This is a genomic window from Terrabacter sp. 2YAF2 (genome assembly GCF_052114705.1).
GTDB lineage: Bacteria > Actinomycetota > Actinomycetes > Actinomycetales > Dermatophilaceae > Terrabacter.
Genome location: NZ_JBFRFG010000011.1, coordinates 17,352 through 35,431, shown reverse-complemented (window position 1 = coordinate 35,431; position 18,080 = coordinate 17,352). Strand labels below are relative to the sequence as shown.

At 72.3% G+C, this 18,080-nt stretch carries 14 protein-coding genes; 8 read left to right on the top strand and 6 right to left on the bottom strand.

Annotated elements, in window-relative coordinates:
* Positions 1 to 114: 114 nt before the first annotated feature.
* Both AB4030_RS13565 and AB4030_RS13560 read left to right on the top strand, forming a co-directional pair.
* A complete protein-coding gene (locus AB4030_RS13565) occupies positions 115 to 4,119 on the top strand; it encodes an AAA domain-containing protein (RefSeq protein WP_442279819.1) in 4,005 nt (1,334 codons plus the stop codon).
* A 68-nt stretch (positions 4,120 to 4,187) separates the two neighbouring features.
* Entirely contained in the window at positions 4,188 to 4,589 is a 402-nt protein-coding gene (locus AB4030_RS13560) for a tetratricopeptide repeat protein (RefSeq protein WP_442279731.1), read from the top strand.
* 56 nt (positions 4,590 to 4,645) lie between these two features.
* Here the strand turns inward: AB4030_RS13560 and mscL are convergent, their stop codons facing one another.
* The 5 genes from mscL to AB4030_RS13535 form a co-directional block, all read right to left on the bottom strand.
* Positions 4,646 to 5,011, bottom strand: coding sequence for a large conductance mechanosensitive channel protein MscL (gene mscL, locus AB4030_RS13555; protein WP_442279730.1), 366 nt, complete (start codon positions 5,009 to 5,011; stop codon positions 4,646 to 4,648).
* Between the two features lie 164 nt (positions 5,012 to 5,175).
* Positions 5,176 to 5,874 (bottom strand): SAF domain-containing protein, encoded by a 699-nt coding sequence (locus AB4030_RS13550; protein WP_442279729.1) that lies wholly within the window; start codon positions 5,872 to 5,874, stop codon positions 5,176 to 5,178.
* A complete protein-coding gene (locus AB4030_RS13545; protein WP_442279728.1) occupies positions 5,874 to 6,752 on the bottom strand; it encodes an S-methyl-5'-thioadenosine phosphorylase in 879 nt (292 codons plus the stop codon). The genes AB4030_RS13550 and AB4030_RS13545 overlap by 1 nt, the downstream gene beginning before the upstream one ends.
* A 73-nt stretch (positions 6,753 to 6,825) precedes the next feature.
* The gene (locus tag AB4030_RS13540; protein WP_442279727.1) at positions 6,826 to 7,191 is read right to left on the bottom strand and encodes an FmdB family zinc ribbon protein; all 366 of its coding nucleotides are present in this window, start codon (positions 7,189 to 7,191) and stop codon (positions 6,826 to 6,828) included.
* Between the two features lie 45 nt (positions 7,192 to 7,236).
* A complete protein-coding gene (locus tag AB4030_RS13535) occupies positions 7,237 to 8,757 on the bottom strand; it encodes a potassium/proton antiporter (RefSeq protein WP_442279726.1) in 1,521 nt (506 codons plus the stop codon).
* Positions 8,758 to 8,919: 162 nt separating this feature from the next.
* Here AB4030_RS13535 and AB4030_RS13530 point away from each other — a divergent pair, with 162 nt between their 5' ends.
* Positions 8,920 to 11,511: a penicillin acylase family protein gene (locus AB4030_RS13530; protein ID WP_442279725.1), complete on the top strand. Its 2,592-nt coding sequence runs from the start codon at positions 8,920 to 8,922 to the stop codon at positions 11,509 to 11,511.
* Positions 11,512 to 11,551: 40 nt separating this feature from the next.
* On the opposite strand, the gene AB4030_RS13525 is transcribed toward AB4030_RS13530, so the two are convergent.
* Positions 11,552 to 12,154 carry a 5-formyltetrahydrofolate cyclo-ligase gene (locus tag AB4030_RS13525; protein ID WP_442279724.1) on the bottom strand — a complete coding sequence of 201 codons (603 nt, stop codon included), beginning with the start codon at positions 12,152 to 12,154 and terminating at the stop codon, positions 11,552 to 11,554.
* Between the two features lie 59 nt (positions 12,155 to 12,213).
* Here AB4030_RS13525 and AB4030_RS13520 point away from each other — a divergent pair, with 59 nt between their 5' ends.
* From AB4030_RS13520 to AB4030_RS13500, 5 genes are all read left to right on the top strand, one after another.
* Complete coding sequence (locus tag AB4030_RS13520) at positions 12,214 to 14,859, top strand: UTP--glucose-1-phosphate uridylyltransferase (RefSeq protein WP_442279723.1); 2,646 nt, start codon at positions 12,214 to 12,216, stop codon at positions 14,857 to 14,859.
* Between the two features lie 95 nt (positions 14,860 to 14,954).
* Positions 14,955 to 15,425, top strand: coding sequence for a cyclic pyranopterin monophosphate synthase MoaC (moaC, locus tag AB4030_RS13515; protein ID WP_442279818.1), 471 nt, complete (start codon positions 14,955 to 14,957; stop codon positions 15,423 to 15,425).
* Complete coding sequence (locus AB4030_RS13510; RefSeq protein WP_442279722.1) at positions 15,418 to 15,912, top strand: MogA/MoaB family molybdenum cofactor biosynthesis protein; 495 nt, start codon at positions 15,418 to 15,420, stop codon at positions 15,910 to 15,912. The genes moaC and AB4030_RS13510 overlap by 8 nt, the downstream gene beginning before the upstream one ends.
* Before the next feature lie 75 nt (positions 15,913 to 15,987).
* Positions 15,988 to 16,620: a GNAT family N-acetyltransferase gene (locus AB4030_RS13505; RefSeq protein WP_442279721.1), complete on the top strand. Its 633-nt coding sequence runs from the start codon at positions 15,988 to 15,990 to the stop codon at positions 16,618 to 16,620.
* 70 nt (positions 16,621 to 16,690) lie between these two features.
* Positions 16,691 to 17,761 carry a hypothetical protein gene (locus AB4030_RS13500; protein WP_442279720.1) on the top strand — a complete coding sequence of 357 codons (1,071 nt, stop codon included), beginning with the start codon at positions 16,691 to 16,693 and terminating at the stop codon, positions 17,759 to 17,761.
* Positions 17,762 to 18,080 lie beyond the last annotated feature (319 nt).

The following is an 18,080-nucleotide window of genomic DNA, read 5'->3' as shown; positions in this document are numbered from 1 at the left end:
ACCGACCCTGCCCTCCCGGCGGAGTCGCCCTCGGGCGACCCGCGCGCCGACCGCGTCGGGGCCGCCGTCAGGACGTGGCAGCGCACCCTCGTCGACCTCGGTGGTCGCAACACGCTGCTCTGGTACCGCGACCTGCCCTCCGGCACGCTCGACCTGACGACCGCCCACCCCGGCGGCGTCTCGATGCTGCTCGCCGGACGCAGGACCCGCCTGTCCGACCTCGTCCGCGAGCCCGCCGCCTTCGAGGAGGCGCGCCGTCGGGTCCGCTCGATCCGCTCCAAGGCCCTCGAGCTGCGCGAGGAGCGTGGCATCGCCGCCGGCTTCATCGCGATCGGCATGGCGACGTGGTCGGTGCCCCGCGCGGCACGCCCGCCGGCCTCGCCGGTCCTGCTGCGCTCGTGCGTGCTGCGCCCGACCGGCGCGGCGCAGGAGGACTTCGAGATCGACCTCGGGCCCGAGGCCGAGTTCAACCCGGTGCTCCGCGAGTACCTCCGGTCGGAGCAGGGCATCGACATCGACGCCGACGCCCTCGCCGACCTCGCCAGCGCAGGCAACGGCTTCGACCCCTACCCGGTGTATGCCGCCCTGGGCCACGCGTGTGAGCGGGTGCCCGAGTTCGAGATCACGCCCCGGCTCGTCCTCGGCACGTTCTCATACGCCAAGCTGCCGATGGTCGCCGACCTCGCCCTGCAGGGCAACACCCTCGCCGACCACGACGTCGTCGCGGCGCTCGCCGGTGACGAGTCGGCGCTCGCCGCGGTGCGGCTCCGGGTGCCGGACAGCGAGCCCGACCCGGACCCCGAGCACGAGCACCTCGTCCTCGACGCGGACGCCTCGCAGCACGCCGCGATCGATGCCGTGCGCGCCGGCGCCCACCTCGTCATCAAGGGGCCTCCCGGCACCGGCAAGTCGCAGACGATCGTCAACCTCATCGCCGCACTCGCGGCTGAGGGCAAGTCCACGCTCTTCGTCGCCGAGAAGCGGGCCGCCATCGACGCCGTCCTGAGCCGCCTCGACCGGCTCGGCCTCGGCGACCTGGTGCTCGACGCATACGACGGCACGACGAACAAACGCGCGACGGCGCAGCAGTTCGCCCGGAGCCTCGACGCCGCCGTCGAGAACGACAGCACCGAGACCGACCGCACCACCTCGACGCTGCGCGACCGTCGGGCTCGCCTGCAGAAGCACGTGGACGCCCTCCACGCGGTGCGCGCCCCGTGGGGCGTGTCCGCGCACGACGCCCAGGAGGCCCTCGTCGAGCTGGGCACGCGCACGCCTCCGCCGACCTGTCACGTCCGCCTCGGCAGCCGAGACCTCGACGGTATGAGTCGCACCCGCGCCGTCGAGCTCGGTCGGCGCCTGCGCGACGCGGCCGGGCTGGGCGCGTGGACCAGGGATGGTGACGACCCGTGGTTCGGTGCCCGCATCCTCAGCGGCGACGACGCGTCCCGCGCCCTCGACATCACGACCAGGCACAGCACGAGCGGCCTCGATGACGCCGCCCGCCAGCTCAACCGCATCCTCTCGGAATCCCATGTGCCGGAAGCGAACTCGCTCGAGGACTGGAAGTCGGCGTTCGCGACGATGTCGAGCGTCCGCGAGACGCTCGAGGTGTTCCGGCCCGAGGTCTTCGACATCCCCCTCAAGGAGCACATCGCCGCGACCGCCACGCGGGACTGGCGCGACGCGCGCGACGTCCAGATGGGCTGGCTCGACCGCTGGAAGATCCGTCGGCAGACCAAGCGCCTGCTCCGGCCGGGTCGACCGCCGGCCAACCTCCACGAGGAGCTCGTCTCGGCGAGCGAGCAGCGCGAGCACTGGTTCGAGCTCGTCGGCGGCGGTGGACGGCCCGAGATCTCACCGCGACTCGACGAGGGGCTGGCGCTGCTCGCGGGGCTCACGGCCGACCTCGAGTGGCTCGACCAGCGGCTGCAGGTCGGACCCGACGGCCAGACGCTGACGTCCCTGCCGCTGCGCGACCTCCGCGAACGGCTCACGGCCCTGGCGAGTCGTCCCGACCGCATCGCGGTGCTGCCCCAGGTCACGACGGCACTCGACGAGCTGCGCGCCGCGGGGCTCGGTCCGGTCGTCGACGACCTCGCCGCCCGGGGGATCCCCACCGACCAGGTCACGGCAGAGGTCGAGCACGTCTGGTGGGCCTCGCTCGCGGCGGAGGTCACCGTGCGCGACCCCGCCTACGGCGCCCACGACGGCGCGGGGCTGCGCCGCGACGTCGCCGAGTTCGCCGAGGCCGACCGCGCCCACCTGGCGGCCACGGTGGCCCGGGTGCGGGCGGCGGTCGCGCGTAACGTCCGCGAGGTTCTCGCCGACCACCCCGCGCACGAGGCGTTGGTGCGCGCCGAGGCCGGCAAGGCGCGCCGTCACCGGCCGCTGCGCGACCTCATGCCGCAGGCAGGGACGACGCTCACCGCGATCAAGCCGTGCTGGGCGATGAGCCCGCTCGTCGTCGCCTCGACGCTGCCTCCGGGCCGGTGGTTCGACGTCGTGATCTTCGACGAGGCGTCCCAGGTGCAGCCGGCCCAGGCCATCTCCGCCATCTCCCGCGCCCGTCAGGTGGTGGTCGCCGGGGACGAGCGGCAGCTCCCGCCGACGAACTTCTTCACCGTCGTGTCCGACGACGAGCCGGACCCCGGTGCCCCGACCGATGAGACGCTGACCGAGGGCTTCGAGTCGGTGCTCGACGTGCTGGCCGCCGCGCTGCCGACCCGCAACCTCACCTGGCACTACCGCAGCCGCGACGAACGCCTCATCGCCTTCGCCAACGAAGCGATGTACGACGGACGTCTCATGACCTTCCCCGGCACGTCCCTGAGCTCGGCGGTCACCTTCGAGCCGGTCGACGGGCAGGCCGTCGTGCAGCCCGGCGTCGACACCATCGAGACGACCGACGGGGAGGTGGCTCGCGTCGTCGAGCTCGTCCTCGAGCACGCGCGCACCCGGCCCAGCGAGTCGCTCGGTGTCATCGCCCTGGGCATCAAGCACGCCGATCGTCTCGAGGAGGCGATCACCGAGGCGCTGCGCACGTCGCCCGATGTCGCCACCTTCTTCGACGAGTCGCGCGAGGAGCGCTTCTTCGTCAAGAACCTCGAACGCGTCCAGGGCGACGAGCGCGACGCCATCATCCTGTCGATCGGCTACGGCAAGACGCCCCACGGCCGAGTGCTGCACCGCTTCGGACCTCTCAACATCGAGGGCGGCGAGCGTCGCCTCAACGTCGCGATCACCCGGGCTCGCTGCCGGATGACCGTCGTGTCGGCGCTGCGCGCCGTCGACCTCGACCCGAGCCGCCTCAAGGCGCGCGGCGCCCTGATGCTGCGTGACTTCCTCGCGTATGCCGAGGGTGGCGGGAGCGCCGGCGACGAGGACACGCTCTTCGCGACGGCCACCGTCACGAGCGACCCGCTGCGCCACGACCTCGCGGAGCGCCTGCGCCGCCACGGGCTCACCGTCCACGAGGACTACGGCACCGCGAGCCACCGCATCGACATCGCGGTCGAGGACCCCTACCACCGCGGTCGCGCCCTCATCGCCGTCGAGACCGACGGCGAGCGGTATGCCGCCCTGCGCAGCACGCGCGATCGCGACCGACTGCGGCCCGAGCAGCTGGCCCGGCTCGGCTGGGTGCACGAGCGGGTGTGGAGCACCGACGTGTTCCGGGACCCGGCGCGGGAGATCGCCCGGATCGTGACGCTGGCCCGCTCGTCCCCGCCAGCCGTCCCCGAGTCGCCTGAGATACCCGAGCAGGATGCTGGGCCCGACGCAGCTGACCCGTCTCGTTCGACAGGTGGGGAGCCGTCGCCTGACGACGCGGCATCCACGGACGGCGACGCGGGGGCGCAGACTGGTGCGCCCTCGTCGGCCGACGGCGGGGGAGCGGGCAAGGCCCCTGCAGCGCCGGCACCGAAGCGCAAGCGGCGCCGGGTCTTCCGCAAGGGGACCGGTTCCGCCGACACCACGCCCGAGACCGATGCGATCGAGCCGGGGGCCGCGCTCGGGCGCAGCAGCGACGAGCTCGACCTCGGGTGGGGCGAGCGACCCGCCGGGTCGGGTCTCGGTGACCGGTGGCTCGAGGAGCAGCGACCGCCCCACTACGAGTGATCTCGGGGTGAGCCTCAGCGCCGGCTCGGGGGTGGAATGCTGCCACCCCGTGCCGCGTTGAGGCCGTCATGAACACGACGACGCCCTTCTCGCTGCGCCTCTCGTGGGCCCAGGGTCTCTTCGAGCGAGGTGACCACCTGGCCGCCGCGAGCGCCCTGGCCGAGCTCGTCGACGAGGTCGAGTCGTCGCCTGCGGAGGGGGCCGACACCGACGCGGTGCTGCACTCGGTCACCGACCTGCGCCTCCTGCTGGCCCGCGCGTACTTCCAGTCCGCCCAGCTCGGTCGCGCCGAGGCGACGCTCGTCCAGGTCATCGAGCAGGCGCCGACCGACTCCTACGCCCACCTGCTGCTCGGCCGCACGCTCCAGCGCGCCGGCCGACATGCCGAGGCCGCTCGTCCGCTCGCCCTGGCTGAGGCCTTGGGCGGCTACGAGCGCCCCGAGGCGTACGGCGCCACTCGCGCTGAGTGAACGACAGTGCCCCACTCGACGTGACCGTCGAGTGGGGCACTGTCGTTCGCGTGTGGTCAGCGGGCGCGGAGGCTGTCGCGGATCTCGGTGAGCAGGATGACCTCCTCCGAGGGGGCCTTGGGCTCCGGCTCGACGCCTCGCTTGCGTCGCTCGGCCAGCGCGTTCATCGGCACGACGACCATGAAGTAGACCGCCGCGGCGACGATGACGAAGCTGATGAGCGCCGTGACGAACGCGCCGAGCTTGATGTCTCCGGGCTTCCAGTTGGAGAAGTCCGGAGTGCCGCCGAGCTTGCCGATGACATCCATGATGACGGCGACGAACGAGGTGACGACCTGGCCGAATGCGGTACCGATGACGACGGCGACCGCGAGGTCGACGACGTTCCCCCGCATCAGGAAGTCCTTGAAACCCTTGATCATGAGCGGTCCTTTCTCTGCCCTGTACGGGCTCGTCCCGTGCCTCGGGTCCTGGCCGGAGTGTCGACCCGGCCCCGTGGGTCCTGCCTGTCCCAGCTGAGCGTGCGACCTGCCTGCGACGCCGTGACCAGAGTGACTCGTGTGACGACCACTCCGGCGTTCCGAGCCTACTGCCCGGACGCAGACCCGTGCCGGATCGCGACGACCAGGCTCTGACCGGCTTGGAGTGCGCTGAGCCCGCGCGCGACCTCGGTGGCCTGGCCGGGATCGAGCGCGAGGGTCACGCGCGCCGGCGCGCCGGCACCGAGGCCGGTGGACTCCTCGGCATCACGGACGGCCAGGACGACGACGTCGGTCGCAGCCCGTGACCCCGAGCCGGTCGCGTAGAGGTCGACGTGGTCGCCCGGTCGCACCCCGACGGACCCGGGGTCGAGGACCGGGACGCTGATGGCGACCCGGTCGGCGGGCTGGCCCGCCAGCAGGTCGGCACCGAGCAGGCGTTCGGGCGTCACGACGTCGTGCACCGTGAGCGGGGCAGCGACGACGCGACCGACTGCCATTTCAGGCCTCGACAGGGCGGACCGTGGCCTCTGCCCGTCGGGCCTCGTCGCCACCGACACGTCGTCGGGACTGAGCCTCTGGCCGGCCGCGACGTCACGGACCATCACGACCGTCGGCAGCCCCGAGCCTCCGGCCGGCGTCGGGCGGAGCGCGCCGACCGTGAGGAGGACCGCAAGCGCTGCGAGCCCGGCCGCGGCCCAGCGGCGCCAGCGGGTGCGTCGGGCCCGGCGCCGGCGCGGACCGTCGGGCCACGTCGCCGAGCCCCCAGCGCGACGCCAGCGCCCAGCCCCGCGAGCCCCGACCATCAGGGGAGCGGGAAGGGCAGCTCGAGACCGTCGAGGCTGCGTCGGCACGGGCAGGTCGCCGTCGCGTCCGGCTCGTAGGCGGGCATCTGCCCGATGGCGTCGCGCAGGATGCCGGTGAGGTGCTCGACGTTGGTGGCGAAGACACGCAGCACCTCGTCGTGGGTGACCGCCTCGCCACCCTCGACGCCGGCGTCGTGGTCGGTCACCATGGCGATCGTCGTGAAGCACATGGCGAGCTCACGGGCCAGAGCCGCCTCGGGCATCGTCGTCATGCCGACGATGCCGAACCCCGCTTGCTGGTGCATGAGCGACTCTGCGCGAGAGGAGAACCGGGGCCCGTTGATGACGACCAGCGTGCCGTCCGGGACGACCGGGAGCTCGGAGAGTCGCGCGGCATCGATCGCGACCTGGCGTCCATCGGGGCAGTACGGGTCGGCGAACCCCACGTGGACCACCGGGCCCTCGGCCTCGTAGATCGTGTGGGCCCGCCCCCAGGTGCGGTCGACGACCTGGTCGGGGACGACGATCGTGCCGGGCCCGTGCTCGGGCTTGAGCGACCCGACCGCGCACGGGGAGAGGATCTGGCGGACCCCGACGGCCCGCAGCGCCCAGAGGTTCGCGCGGTAGTTGACCCGGTGCGGCGCGAAGCGGTGGCCCTTGCCGTGGCGGGCGACGAAGGCGACGCCGCGCCCCTCGACCTCACCGATGACGAGGGGGTCGCTCGGGCGCCCGAAGGGCGTGTCGACCTCGACCGTCTCGTAGTCGTCGAGGAACTCGTAGAGGCCGGAGCCCCCGATGACGCCGATCTCGGCGCGCGGGCCAGGGGCGGCCACTGCCGGGACCGCGGGGTCGGACAGGGTCGTCTGCTCGGTCGTCATGGCAGGAGCCTAGGCGGGGCAGCCAGCCCGCCGGACGGCATACGTCCTCGGGTGGGGACAACGTCCCCCGAGCTCAGGAGGCTGTGGACGACGAGCTGGACGACGAGCCCGACGTCGTCGATGACGGGGTCGAGGAGCTCGACGTCGTCGACGAGGTGGACGTGCTCGAGGTCGTGTCGGACGAGGTCGTGGACGACCCGCCGTCCTTCTTGCCGTCGCCCGAGCCGCCGGCGGCGGGCGCCGAGGCGGTCTTGGCAGTCGAGCGCGAGTCGGTCTTGTAGAAGCCCGAGCCCTTGAAGGCGATGCCGACAGGGTGGATCACCTTGCGCAGCCGCGGCTCGCCGCACTCCGGACACACCGTCAGGGAGTCGTCGGTGAACGACTGGCGGATGTCGAAGGCGTGACCGCACTCTTGGCACGCGTAGGAGTAGGTGGGCACAGGTGAACCTCGGACGTCGAAGGGGGGAACAGGCCGAGGGTCAGTCTACGGCCAGCCGGCGAGGCGCCCGCCGCGGCTGATCTCGCGGATGCGCCGCTCGGTGCGCTGCTTGACCTTCGAGGTCGTGACGACGAGCAGTCGGTCGCCGTGGCGGATCGTGGTGTGGCGGTCCGGCACGAACCCCTCGCCGCCCCGCACGACCAAGGTCACGTTCGCGCCCTTGGGCAGGCGCAGCTCGAAGACGGCGACGCCGTGCAACCGCGACTCGGCCCCCACGGTGACCTGGATGACGTCGGCGCCGATCTCCATGAGCGAGGTCGACTCGAGGTCGACGTCGACGGAGTGCACCTGCTCGGTGAGCCCGAGACGCCGCGCCACCCACGGCAGGGACGGCGCCTGCACGATGGTGAAGACGACGACGAGCATGAAGACGAGGTCGAAGATCCACTCGGTGTCGGGCGTGCCGACGACGAGCGGCACGGTCGCGAGCACGACCGGCACGGCTCCTCGCAGCCCGGCCCACGAGAGGAAGAGCTGGTCGCGCCACGGCACCTTGAACCACGACACCGAGGCCACGACCGACAACGGCCGGGCGACGAGGAGCAGGACGAGGCCGATGACGACGGCGGGGACGAGCTGTTCGCCCAGGCGCGTCGGGTCGGCGAGCAGCCCGAGCAGGACGAACAGCCCGATCTGGGCGATCCAGCCGAGCGCGTTGGCGAAGCTCTGGAACGCCACCCGGTTGGGCAGCCCCATGTTGCCGAGGACGAGCGCCGCGAGGTACGTCGCGAGGAATCCGGAGACGTGCAGGGCCGCGCCCACGGCATACGCCAGCACGGTGAGCGCGACGACGCCGATCGAGAAGAGCGCGGAGGACGCCCCGGCCACGCGGTGCAGCACCTGGCCACCCAGCCAGCCCACGGCGCCCCCGATGATCGCGCCGCCGGCGAGCTCGACCGCCGCGTGCAGGACGAGCACCCACCACGGGTCGGCCGTGCCGCCGGGCACGCCCTGGGCCGCGAAGGCGACGACGAGGATGACGACCGGGGCGTCGTTGAAGCCGGACTCGGCCTCGAGCATCCCCGACAGCCGTTTGGGCAGCGGCACGTTGCGCAGGACGGCGAAGACCGCCGCCGCGTCGGTCGAGGTGACGATGGCGCCCATGAGCAGGGAGATCGTCCACGACAACGGCAACAGCGTGTGCGCCGCCACGGCGACGACGAGCACCGACACCACGACGCCCAGGGTCGAGAGCACCGCTGCCGGCGCGACGGAGTCCTTGATGTTGACCCACGACGTCGTCAGCCCACCCTCGGCGAGGATGAGCACGAGAGCGGCATAGCCGAGCACCCGTGTGATCGAGGCGTCGTCGAACTGGATGCCGGCGCCGGCGTTGCCCAGGACGAGCCCGATCCCGAGGTAGATGAGCAGCGACGGCAGGCCCGACCGGACCGAGAGACGCACGGCCGCAACCGCGACGAGGAGCACGAGCGACCCGATCAGGAGCACACGCGTCAGGTCGTCGAGGTTCATGGTCGACGACGTGATGAAGGCGAGTGCAGGCAAAGGGCAGCTCCTCGGGTGTGGTGGCAATCCAACCATCCCCGCCCACGCCGTCGGGGAGCGGTCCGTGACCGCGACGGGCGTTTGTCGTCGGTTCGGCAACGATGTGCGCCGGCGCCGGTCAGGCTGCGGGTCGCGCCCTCGGCGGTGGCCTAGGCTCGTCGCGTGTCACGGTTGAAGCGCGCCCGTCGGATCGTCCTGCTCCTCGCCGTCCTCGTCGTCATGGCGGTGGTCGCGGTCGGGATCCTGGCGATCGGCGTGGTTCGGCAGTCCTTCCCGGACACCTCGGGCCAGCTCGCGATCGAGGGGCTCACGAGCTCGGTCTCGGTCCATCGCGACGCCCAGGGCGTGCCCTCGATCTACGCCGACAACGCCAGCGACCTCTTTCGCGCGCAGGGGTTCGTCAGCGCCCAGGACCGCTTCTTCGAGATGGACCTGCGTCGCCACGTGACGGCCGGGCGGCTGTCCGAGCTCGTCGGCAGCGCCGGGATCGACAGCGACAAGGTGATCCGCACGATGGGCTGGCGGCGCGTCGCGGAGCAGGAGCTGCCCACCCTCGCGCCGGAGACCCGTCAGTACCTCCAGGCGTATGCCGACGGCGTCAACGCGTACATCAAGAAGGCCGGCTCGCCGGAGAAGATGTCGCTGGAGTACACCGTGCTCGCGCGCCGCAACCCCGGCTACCGCGTCGAGCCGTGGACGCCCGTCGACTCCCTCGCCTGGCTCAAGGCGATGGCGTGGGACCTGCGCGGCGACTACAAGGACGAGCTGGCCCGGGCCCGCCTGTCGCGCACGACGCGGTCGATCAAGCAGGTGAACCTGCTCTACCCCCCCTATCCCGTCGACCGCAACCAGCCGATCCTCTCCCCGCAGGACTGGCAGCCGGCGTCGGCGCAGACCGACCAGGCGGCCAGTCCCGCGCCGGCGGCCCTGACGGCGATGCGCACCTCGGACGGTGGCGCTGCCGTCGACTCGGCCCTCGCCTCGGTCGAGGCCGTGCCGGCGAGCCTCGGGCGCGGCGACGGCATCGGCTCCAACTCGTGGGTCGTCTCAGGTGCCCGCACGACGACCGGCAAGCCGCTGCTCGCCAACGACCCGCACCTCGGCCTGGCGATCCCCGGCATCTGGGGACAGGTCAACCTCCAGTGCCGCACGCTCAGCGCCGCGTGCCCGTTCCGGGTCTCCGGCTTCACCTTCTCGGGCCTGCCCGGTGTCGTCATCGGCCACAACGACAAGGTCGCGTGGGGGATGACCAACCTCGGACCCGACGTCACCGACTTCTACCTCGAGCAGGTCTCCGGGGACTCGTACCTGCGTGACCGGGGGAGCCAGCGGCTCGTGCAGCGCCAGGAGGTCATCAAGGTCGCCGGCGGCGCCGACGTGCCCCTGACGGTGCGCTCGACGGTGCACGGGCCGATCCTCTCCGACGTCGTCCCGGCGATCGACGAGGCCGGTGACCGCAGCGTCGTGCGCGGGGCGCCCCAGACCAACCGGTATGCCGTGTCGCTCGCGTGGACGGCCCTGACCCCGGGCACGACGGCCGACGCGATCTTCGCGCTCAACCGCGCGACGAACTGGTCCGACTTCCGCAAGGCGGCCGCGCTCTTCTCGGTGCCGTCACAGAACCTCGTCTATGCCGACACCGCCGGCCACATCGGCTACCAGGCGCCCGGCAAGATCCCGGTCCGGCGCTCCGCGACGCCGGGGGCACCTCCCGGTTTCTGGCCCGCTCCGGGCTGGGACTCGCAGTGGGACTGGAAGGGCTACGTCCCGTTCGACCAGATGCCGAACGCCTTCGACCCGGCCGAGGGCTTCATCGTCACGGCCAACCAGGCCGTCACGGCGAGCCCCAGCCCGTTCCTCACCTCGGAGTGGGACTACGGCTTCCGGGCCCAGCGCATCCGCACGTTGCTCGCCTCGACCCCGAAGGTCTCGGCGGCGACGATGTCGCAGATCCAGGGTGACACCCGCAACACGTACGCTCCCGGCCTCGTCGAGCGACTGCTCGCCGTGCAGGTCGACGACTTCACCGCCCAGGCCCAGCGTCTGCTGCGCGACTGGGACGGCAGCCAGCCCAACGACAAGTCACGCGACGCGGCCTCCGCGGCCTACTACAACGCCGTGTGGAAGTACCTCCTCCAGTACACCTTCGACGAGCTCCCGCCCGACATCGCGCCCGACGGCGGCAGCCGGTGGATGGTCGTCATGGAGCAGCTGCTCAAGGACCCGAAGAACGACTGGTGGGACGACAAGACGACCCCGGGCGTGACCGAGGGCTCGGGCGAGATCCTCAAGCGAGCCCTCGTCGAGGCCCGTCTCGACCTCGCGCGCGAGCTCGGCAAGGTCCCCGCGACGTGGCGGTGGGGGCGCCTGCACCAGCTCGACCTCAAGCACCAGGTGATGGGCACCGACGGGGTGCCCACGGTCATCCAGGACCTCTTCGACCGCAACGGCATCGAGCTCGGCGGTGGCAACTCCATCGTCGATGCCACCTCCTGGAACGCCTCGCAGCCCGGCTACGGCGTCACCACCGGCCCGTCGATGCGCATGATCGTCGACCTGGGCAACCTCGACGCCTCCCGATGGGTCAACTCTACGGGTCAGTCCGGCCACGCCTACGACGACCACTACGCCGACCAGGTCGACGCGTGGGCTGCCAACGAGACCTTCGCGTGGCCGTTCAGCCAGGCGGCGGTGCGCGATGCGACCGACGAGGAGCTGACCCTCGTGCCGCCGTCGCCGTCCGCGGCTCCCTGAGGTCATCCGTCGCGAGGGCGTATGCCGGGTGCTCGCCCTCTCAGCGCAGGCGCACCACGCGTCCGGTGGTCGTCACGAACCCGTCGACGGGCACGTCATGAGGGTCGGCGGGCAGGTCCACGTTGCTCTGCTCACCCTCGTGCAGCAGCGTGACCACCGGCGCGGAGGGGGCGCGGTGGAGCAGAGCCCGGTCGTAGCAGCCGCCGCCCTGCCCGAGACGTGTGCCGTGCCGGTCGACGGCGAGTCCGGGTGTCACGACGAGGTCGCACGTGGCGAGGGCGTCGGCGCCGAGCCACGCGTCCCGCTCGCGGGGGTCCGGCTCGTGGCCGCCGTGGCTCGGGCGGCGCACGGTAGCGTGGTCGCCCTCGGTGCCCGGGACGGCATACCTCCACTCGAGCGTGAAGTCGTCGAGCACGACGGGCACGATGACCGCGTGGCCGGCCTCCAGCAGCGCCTCGACGAGCCGGCCGGTGGGGGGCTCGTCCGGCAGGGACTCGTAGACGGCCACCCGGCCGGGATCGGGCACGAACCGCAGGACGGCGTCGGCGATGAGGCCCGGCGCTGCGGCGTCCATCCGGCGCGCGAGCTCACGCCGGCGGGCCCGCGCTGCGTGACGCAGGTCACGCTTGGAGGGCGTCGTCACGGCGAACCAGTTGCCGAGACCGCCCAGACGTGCATGGAGCCCATCGTAAGGTGAGGGCCATGACTGACCAGGCCCTGAACGCTTCCGTCGACCTGATGAGCCAGCGCGGCCTGGGACCCGAAGCCATTCGCGTCTTCACGCACTACTTCCAGCAGCTGCAGGCCGGGGCGCAGGGAACGATCCCGGAGGACTCCATCGAGCCCCTCGGCGACATCCAGACCCTGGGTGAGGTGAAGGTCAGCGACGAGGAGGCCCGCGCGGCCCTGTCGAAGACCGCCGTCATCAAGCTGAACGGCGGCCTCGGCACCGGCATGGGCATGACGGGGGCGAAGTCCGCGCTCGAGGTCCGGGACGGCCTGACCTTCCTCGACATCATCGCGCTGCAGGTGCTCGCGCTGCGCAAGCGGTGGGATGTCGAGCTGCCGCTCGTGCTGATGAACTCCTTCCGCACGTCGCAGGAGTCGCTCGACATCCTCGCCAAGTACCCCGACCTCCCGGTCGAGGGGCTGCCGCTCGACTTCATCCAGAACGCCGAGCCGAAGCTGTGCCCCGACGGTCTGATGCCGGTGAAGTGGCCCAAGGACCCCGAGCTCGAGTGGTGCCCGCCCGGCCACGGGGACATCTACGTCTCCCTCGTCACGTCCGGCGTGCTCGACGCCCTCCTGGACAAGGGGATCCGTTACGCCTTCCTTTCCAACTCCGACAACCTCGGCGCCACCTGCGACCCCGACGTCGCGGCCTGGATGGTCGAGCACGGCCTGCCGTACGTCGCCGAGGTGTGCAAGCGCACCAAGAGCGACCGCAAGGGCGGCCACCTCGCGGTGCGCAAGTCCGACGGCCGCATCGTCCTTCGCGACACGGCCATGGTGGCCGAGGGGGAGGAGCGCTACTTCCGCGACATCAAGCGACACAGCACCTTCAACGCCAACAACCTGTGGATCGACCTGGAGGTCCTGCGGGAGCGCATGACGGCCAAGCAGGGCGTCCTCGGCCTGCCGATCATCGTCAACCGCAAGAACGTCGACCCGGCCGATGCCAGCTCGCCCGAGGTCATCCAGATGGAGTCGGCGATGGGCACCGCGATCGAGGTGTTCGAGGGCTCGGAGGCGATCCTCGTCCCGCGCACGCGCTTCCGGCCGGTCAAGACGACGAACGACCTGCTCGTCATCCGGTCCGACTTCTTCTCCCTCGACGATGACTACCACGTCGTGGCCGCCGTCGACGGGCCCGAGCCGTTCGTCGACCTCGACTCGGCCTACCGCTTCGTGTCCGGTTTCGAGAAGCGCTTCCCCAAGGGCGTGCCGTCGATGCGCGACTGCACGAGCCTGCGCGTCATCGGCGACCCCGTCTTCGGCCGGAACGTCCGCTGCGTCGGTGAGGTGCTCATCGACGGCTACCGTCGCGTCCTCGACGATGCCGTGCTCGGCGAGCTGCCCGGCCCCACGACGCCGACGCCTCCGTCGACGTCGGGCGACCTGCGCACCGTCGACGAGCACCTCAAGGCGATCCTCTCGACGCTCGAGCCGTCGCCGACCGAGTGGACGCCGCTCACCGAGGCGCTCGGCCTCGTCGTGGCGCGGGACGTTCGCTCGAAGGTCGACCTCCCGCGCTTCGACAACTCGTCGATGGACGGGTATGCCGTCCGCGCCGACTCGCTCGCCGGCACCGGTGAGGCGCCGGTGCGGCTGCACATCGTCGGCGAGGTCGCGGCGGGGGACGACCCGACCTTCTCGGTCGGGCCGGGGGAGGCCGCCAGGATCATGACCGGTGCCCCGATCCCCGACGGGGCGGATGCGGTCATCGCCGTCGAGGACACGGACGGCGCCGCCACGGGTGAGGTGGAGTGTCACGCCGCCGTGTCGCGCGGCCGCTACGTCAGGCCGTGTGGCGAGGACGTCGCCTCGGGCTCGACCATCGTCGGCGCCGGCGAGGTCGTCGGCGCGCGGACCATCGCCCTGCTGGCGGCCTGCGGGCACGCCGGCGTGGAGGTGCACCGTCGGCCGCGCGTCGTCGTGCTCTCGACGGGGTCCGAGCTCGTCCAGCCGGGCCAGCCGCTGGGACCCGGCCAGATCCACGACTCGAACTCGGCGATGCTCTGGGCGGCAGCCGTCGGTGCGGGCGCGTCCGCCGAGATCCGCGGCGCCGTCGGCGACTCGGAGGACGAGCTGCTCGCCGCCCTGGACGAGATCGTCACCGAGGCCGACGTCGTCATCACCAGTGGCGGTGTGTCGATGGGTGCCTTCGACGTCGTCAAGAGCGCACTGCGGGGGAAGGGCGTCGAGTTCGTCAGGGTCGCGATGCAGCCCGGCAAGCCGCAGGGCTACGGCCTGCTCGCCGGTCCCGACGGCAGGCAGGTCCCGCTCTTCGCCCTGCCCGGCAACCCGGTCTCGTCCTTCGTCTCGTTCGAGGTCTTCGTGCGTCCGGCGTTGCGGCGGCTCATGCGGCTGACCCCGGAGAAGCGCCGCCCGCGCCCCGCCACGCTCATCTCGGGCGTCGAGTCCTTCGCCGGTCGGCGCCAGTTCGGCCGGGCCGTGGTGTCCCGCTCGGCCGAGGGCACGCTCGTCGCGGCCCCGGTGGCCGGTCAGGGATCGCACTTCGTCGCCGACCTCTCGCGGGCCAACGCCCTCTTCGTGGTGCCCGAGGACGTCACCGAGCTCGTCGCCGGCGAGGTCGTCGACGTCCTCGTCCTCGACAAGGACGCCTGATGGCCGAGAGTGAGCAGCCGCGCGAGGACGGCGACCTGGCCCCCGACCTGAAACCCGACCTGGCCCCCGACCTGAAACCCGACCTGGCCCCCGGCCTGGCCCCCGGTCTCACCCACGTCCGTGCCGATGGCAGCGCCCATATGGTCGACGTGTCGGCCAAGGCCGTGACGGCACGCGAGGCCAGTGCCGCCGGACGGGTGCTGCTCAGCGCCGACGCCGTGTCGGCCCTGCGGTCGGGGCGGGTCCCCAAGGGTGACGCCCTCGCGGTGGCCCGCATCGCCGGCATCCAGGCGGTCAAGCGCACGCCCGAGCTCATCCCGCTCGCCCATCCGATCGCGGTCCACGGCGTCGAGGTCGACGTCACCGTGGCCGACGACGGCGCCGACATCACGGCGACGGTGCGCACCGCGGACCGCACCGGCATCGAGATGGAGGCCCTGACGGCGGTGTCCGTCGCCGCGCTCGCTCTCATCGACATGGTCAAGGCCGTCGACAAGCACGGCCGCATCACCGACGTGCGGGTGACGGCGAAGTCCGGCGGCCGTTCGGGGGACTGGCATGAGTGACGGCCTGGGCGCGGGCCGACGCGCCGTCGTCGTCACGGTCTCGACGCGCGCTGCGGCCGGCGTCTACGAGGACACGTCCGGACCGGTCATCGTGCGATGGCTGCGACTCTGGGGCTTCACGGTGGGCTCGCCCGTCGTCGTGGCCGACGGCGACGACTTCGGGATGGCCCTGCGCGAGGTCCTCGCCAGCGAGCCCGATCTCGTGCTGACGACCGGGGGGACCGGCCTCACCCCGACCGACGCGACACCCGAGCAGACGATCCCGCTCCTCGACCGTCTGGTGCCGGGCGTGGCCGAGGCGATCCGGGCCGCCGGGGTGGCCAAGGGCGTCCCGACGGCCATGCTCTCCCGGGGGCTCGTCGGACTGGCCGGTCGCACCTTCGTCGCGAACCTCCCGGGGTCACGCGGCGGCGTCTCGGACGCGCTCGACGTGCTGGAGCCGGTCCTGGGACACGCCCTCGACCAGATCCCCGGCAGTGACCACTGACGTGAGGGTACGGGGACGGCTGCGGCACGTGCCGACGGATGCTGCGCGAGCATCCTTCGGCGCACGCCGATGAGGATGCCGTGGCGTCCGCACCGCGACGGCCGGGCCCAGTGGCCCGTCGTCCTGCGTGACGCCTCCTTCGAACCGGCGCTCGTGCTGCGCCCTCTGCGCGTCGACGACGAGCGGGACTGGCAGCGCGTGCGACGCGACAACGCCGATTACGTCCGGCCGTGGGAGCCGACGCTCCCGCCGGGCTCGCCCGCTCGCACGCCGGTGTCCTTCCGGCAGTTCGTCCGCGACCTCGACTCCGAGGCCCGCGCCGACCGGGCGATGCCGTGGTGCATCGAGGTCGGCGGCCGCATCGTCGGCCAGGTGCACCTGTTCGGCATCGTGCGGGCCGCCCAGCAGTCGGGGGCGGCCGGCTACTGGCTCGACGAGTCCGTGACCGGGCAGGGCATCGCGACGCGCGCCCTCGCTCTCGCCGTCGACCATGCTCTCGGTCCGGGCGGCCTGCATCGCGTCGAGGTCAACATCCGGCTCGACAACGTGCCGTCGCTGCGGGTCGTCGAGCGGCTCGGCCTGCGCGACGAGGGAGTCCGAAGGTGCTTCCTGCACATCGACGGTGCCTGGCGGGACCACCGGAGCTTCGCGGTGACGACCGAGGATCTGTCCGGATCGACCCTCATGACACGCCTGTCACAGCAGTAACACCAGCCTCTCGGGCGACACGCCACGAATGTCCGAGGCCGTTACCGAACTGCGTCCTACCGTTGGGCACGTGCCCGTCAGCAGCCTCATCTTCGTCGTCATCGTGGCGATCTGGGCGGCCTATCTCGTCCAGCACTGGGCCCGCCGCCGCGAGGATGCAGCCGCCACGCGTTCCGTCGACGGCTTCACCGAGGCCATGCGGGTTCTCGAGAAGCGACCCGTGCTGCCGGCCACCGAGCTCAGCACGCCCCGCCCCCACTCGTATGCCGTCAAGCCCGCCGGCGTCGGCCGCCCCACCGTCGACGTCAAGCGCGCCGTGCCCGCGGGCAGCGGGCGCCGGCCCTCGCCGCTCGTTGCCCGACGCGGGGAGCGGGTCGTCACGGCCTCGCTTCCCTCGGGCGGACACGGCGACCGCTACACCGACCACGACATCGCCCCCTACGCCGCCGAGGTGGACCGCATGCCCGAGTCAGCGCGCCAGACGAGCCGCGGGATCGGGTCCCGCCCCGGGCGTCCCGCGGGTGCCGCGGGTCGAGCCCCGGCGCGGCCGTCCGTGGCGCAGCGCCGGATCCGTGCGGCTCTGCTCCTCGTCGCCGTCGCGTGGCTGCCCGTCTCCATCGTGCTGACCGTCACCGGTGTCCTCATGTGGATCTCGATCCCGTTCGCCGTGCTGACCGTGGGGGCGGTACTCGTGTGGCTCCGGGCCGAGGCCCAGGCCGACCGGGTTCGCGCCGGCGCCGACATGGACGAGTCCTACGAGCCCTACCGGGTGCCGACGCTCTCGAGCCAGGACACCCAGGTCATCCGGAGCGCCGCGGTCCCGGCCGAGGCTCAGGCCGTGGCGTCGTCCAACCAGTCCCCGGCTGCCGTCGCGCAGCGTGTGGAGCGTGGCGTGTTCGACGTCCAGGCGCCGGTTCCCGGCGAGCAGCCGGTTGCCGTGGTCGAGGCCGCTCCGGTGGCGGAAGGCAGCTGGAGCCCGGTCCCGGTGCCGCGCCCGACCTACTCGCTCAAGGCCAAGGCCGAGCCGCGCTACACCGAGACCGGCATCCCGGCTGACGTCTTCGACACCCCTGAGTTCGCTGAGGAGGCAGAGGAGCTCGACGACCGAGCCCTCTTCGCCCGCCGCGCTGTCTCCCAGTAGAAACCCGCCCAGCAGCGCACCGCACCAGACGCAGCACCTCACCTAGCTCCGCCCCGGCGGAGTTGTGGAGGTGCTGCGGCCGGTTCCGGGCGCAATGTCTCCGCCCCGGCGGAGTTGTGGAGGTGCTGCGGCCGGTTCCGGGCGCGATGTCTCCGCCCCGGCGGAGTTGTGGAGGTGCTCCGGCCGGTTCCGGGCGCGATGTCTCCGCCCCGGCGGAGTTGTGGCGGTGCTGCGGCCGGTTCCCGGTGCAGTAGCTCCGCCCCGGCGGAGTTGTGGAGGTCGTCCGGCGGGTTCGTTGCCCACTTGGCCCGCCGGACGG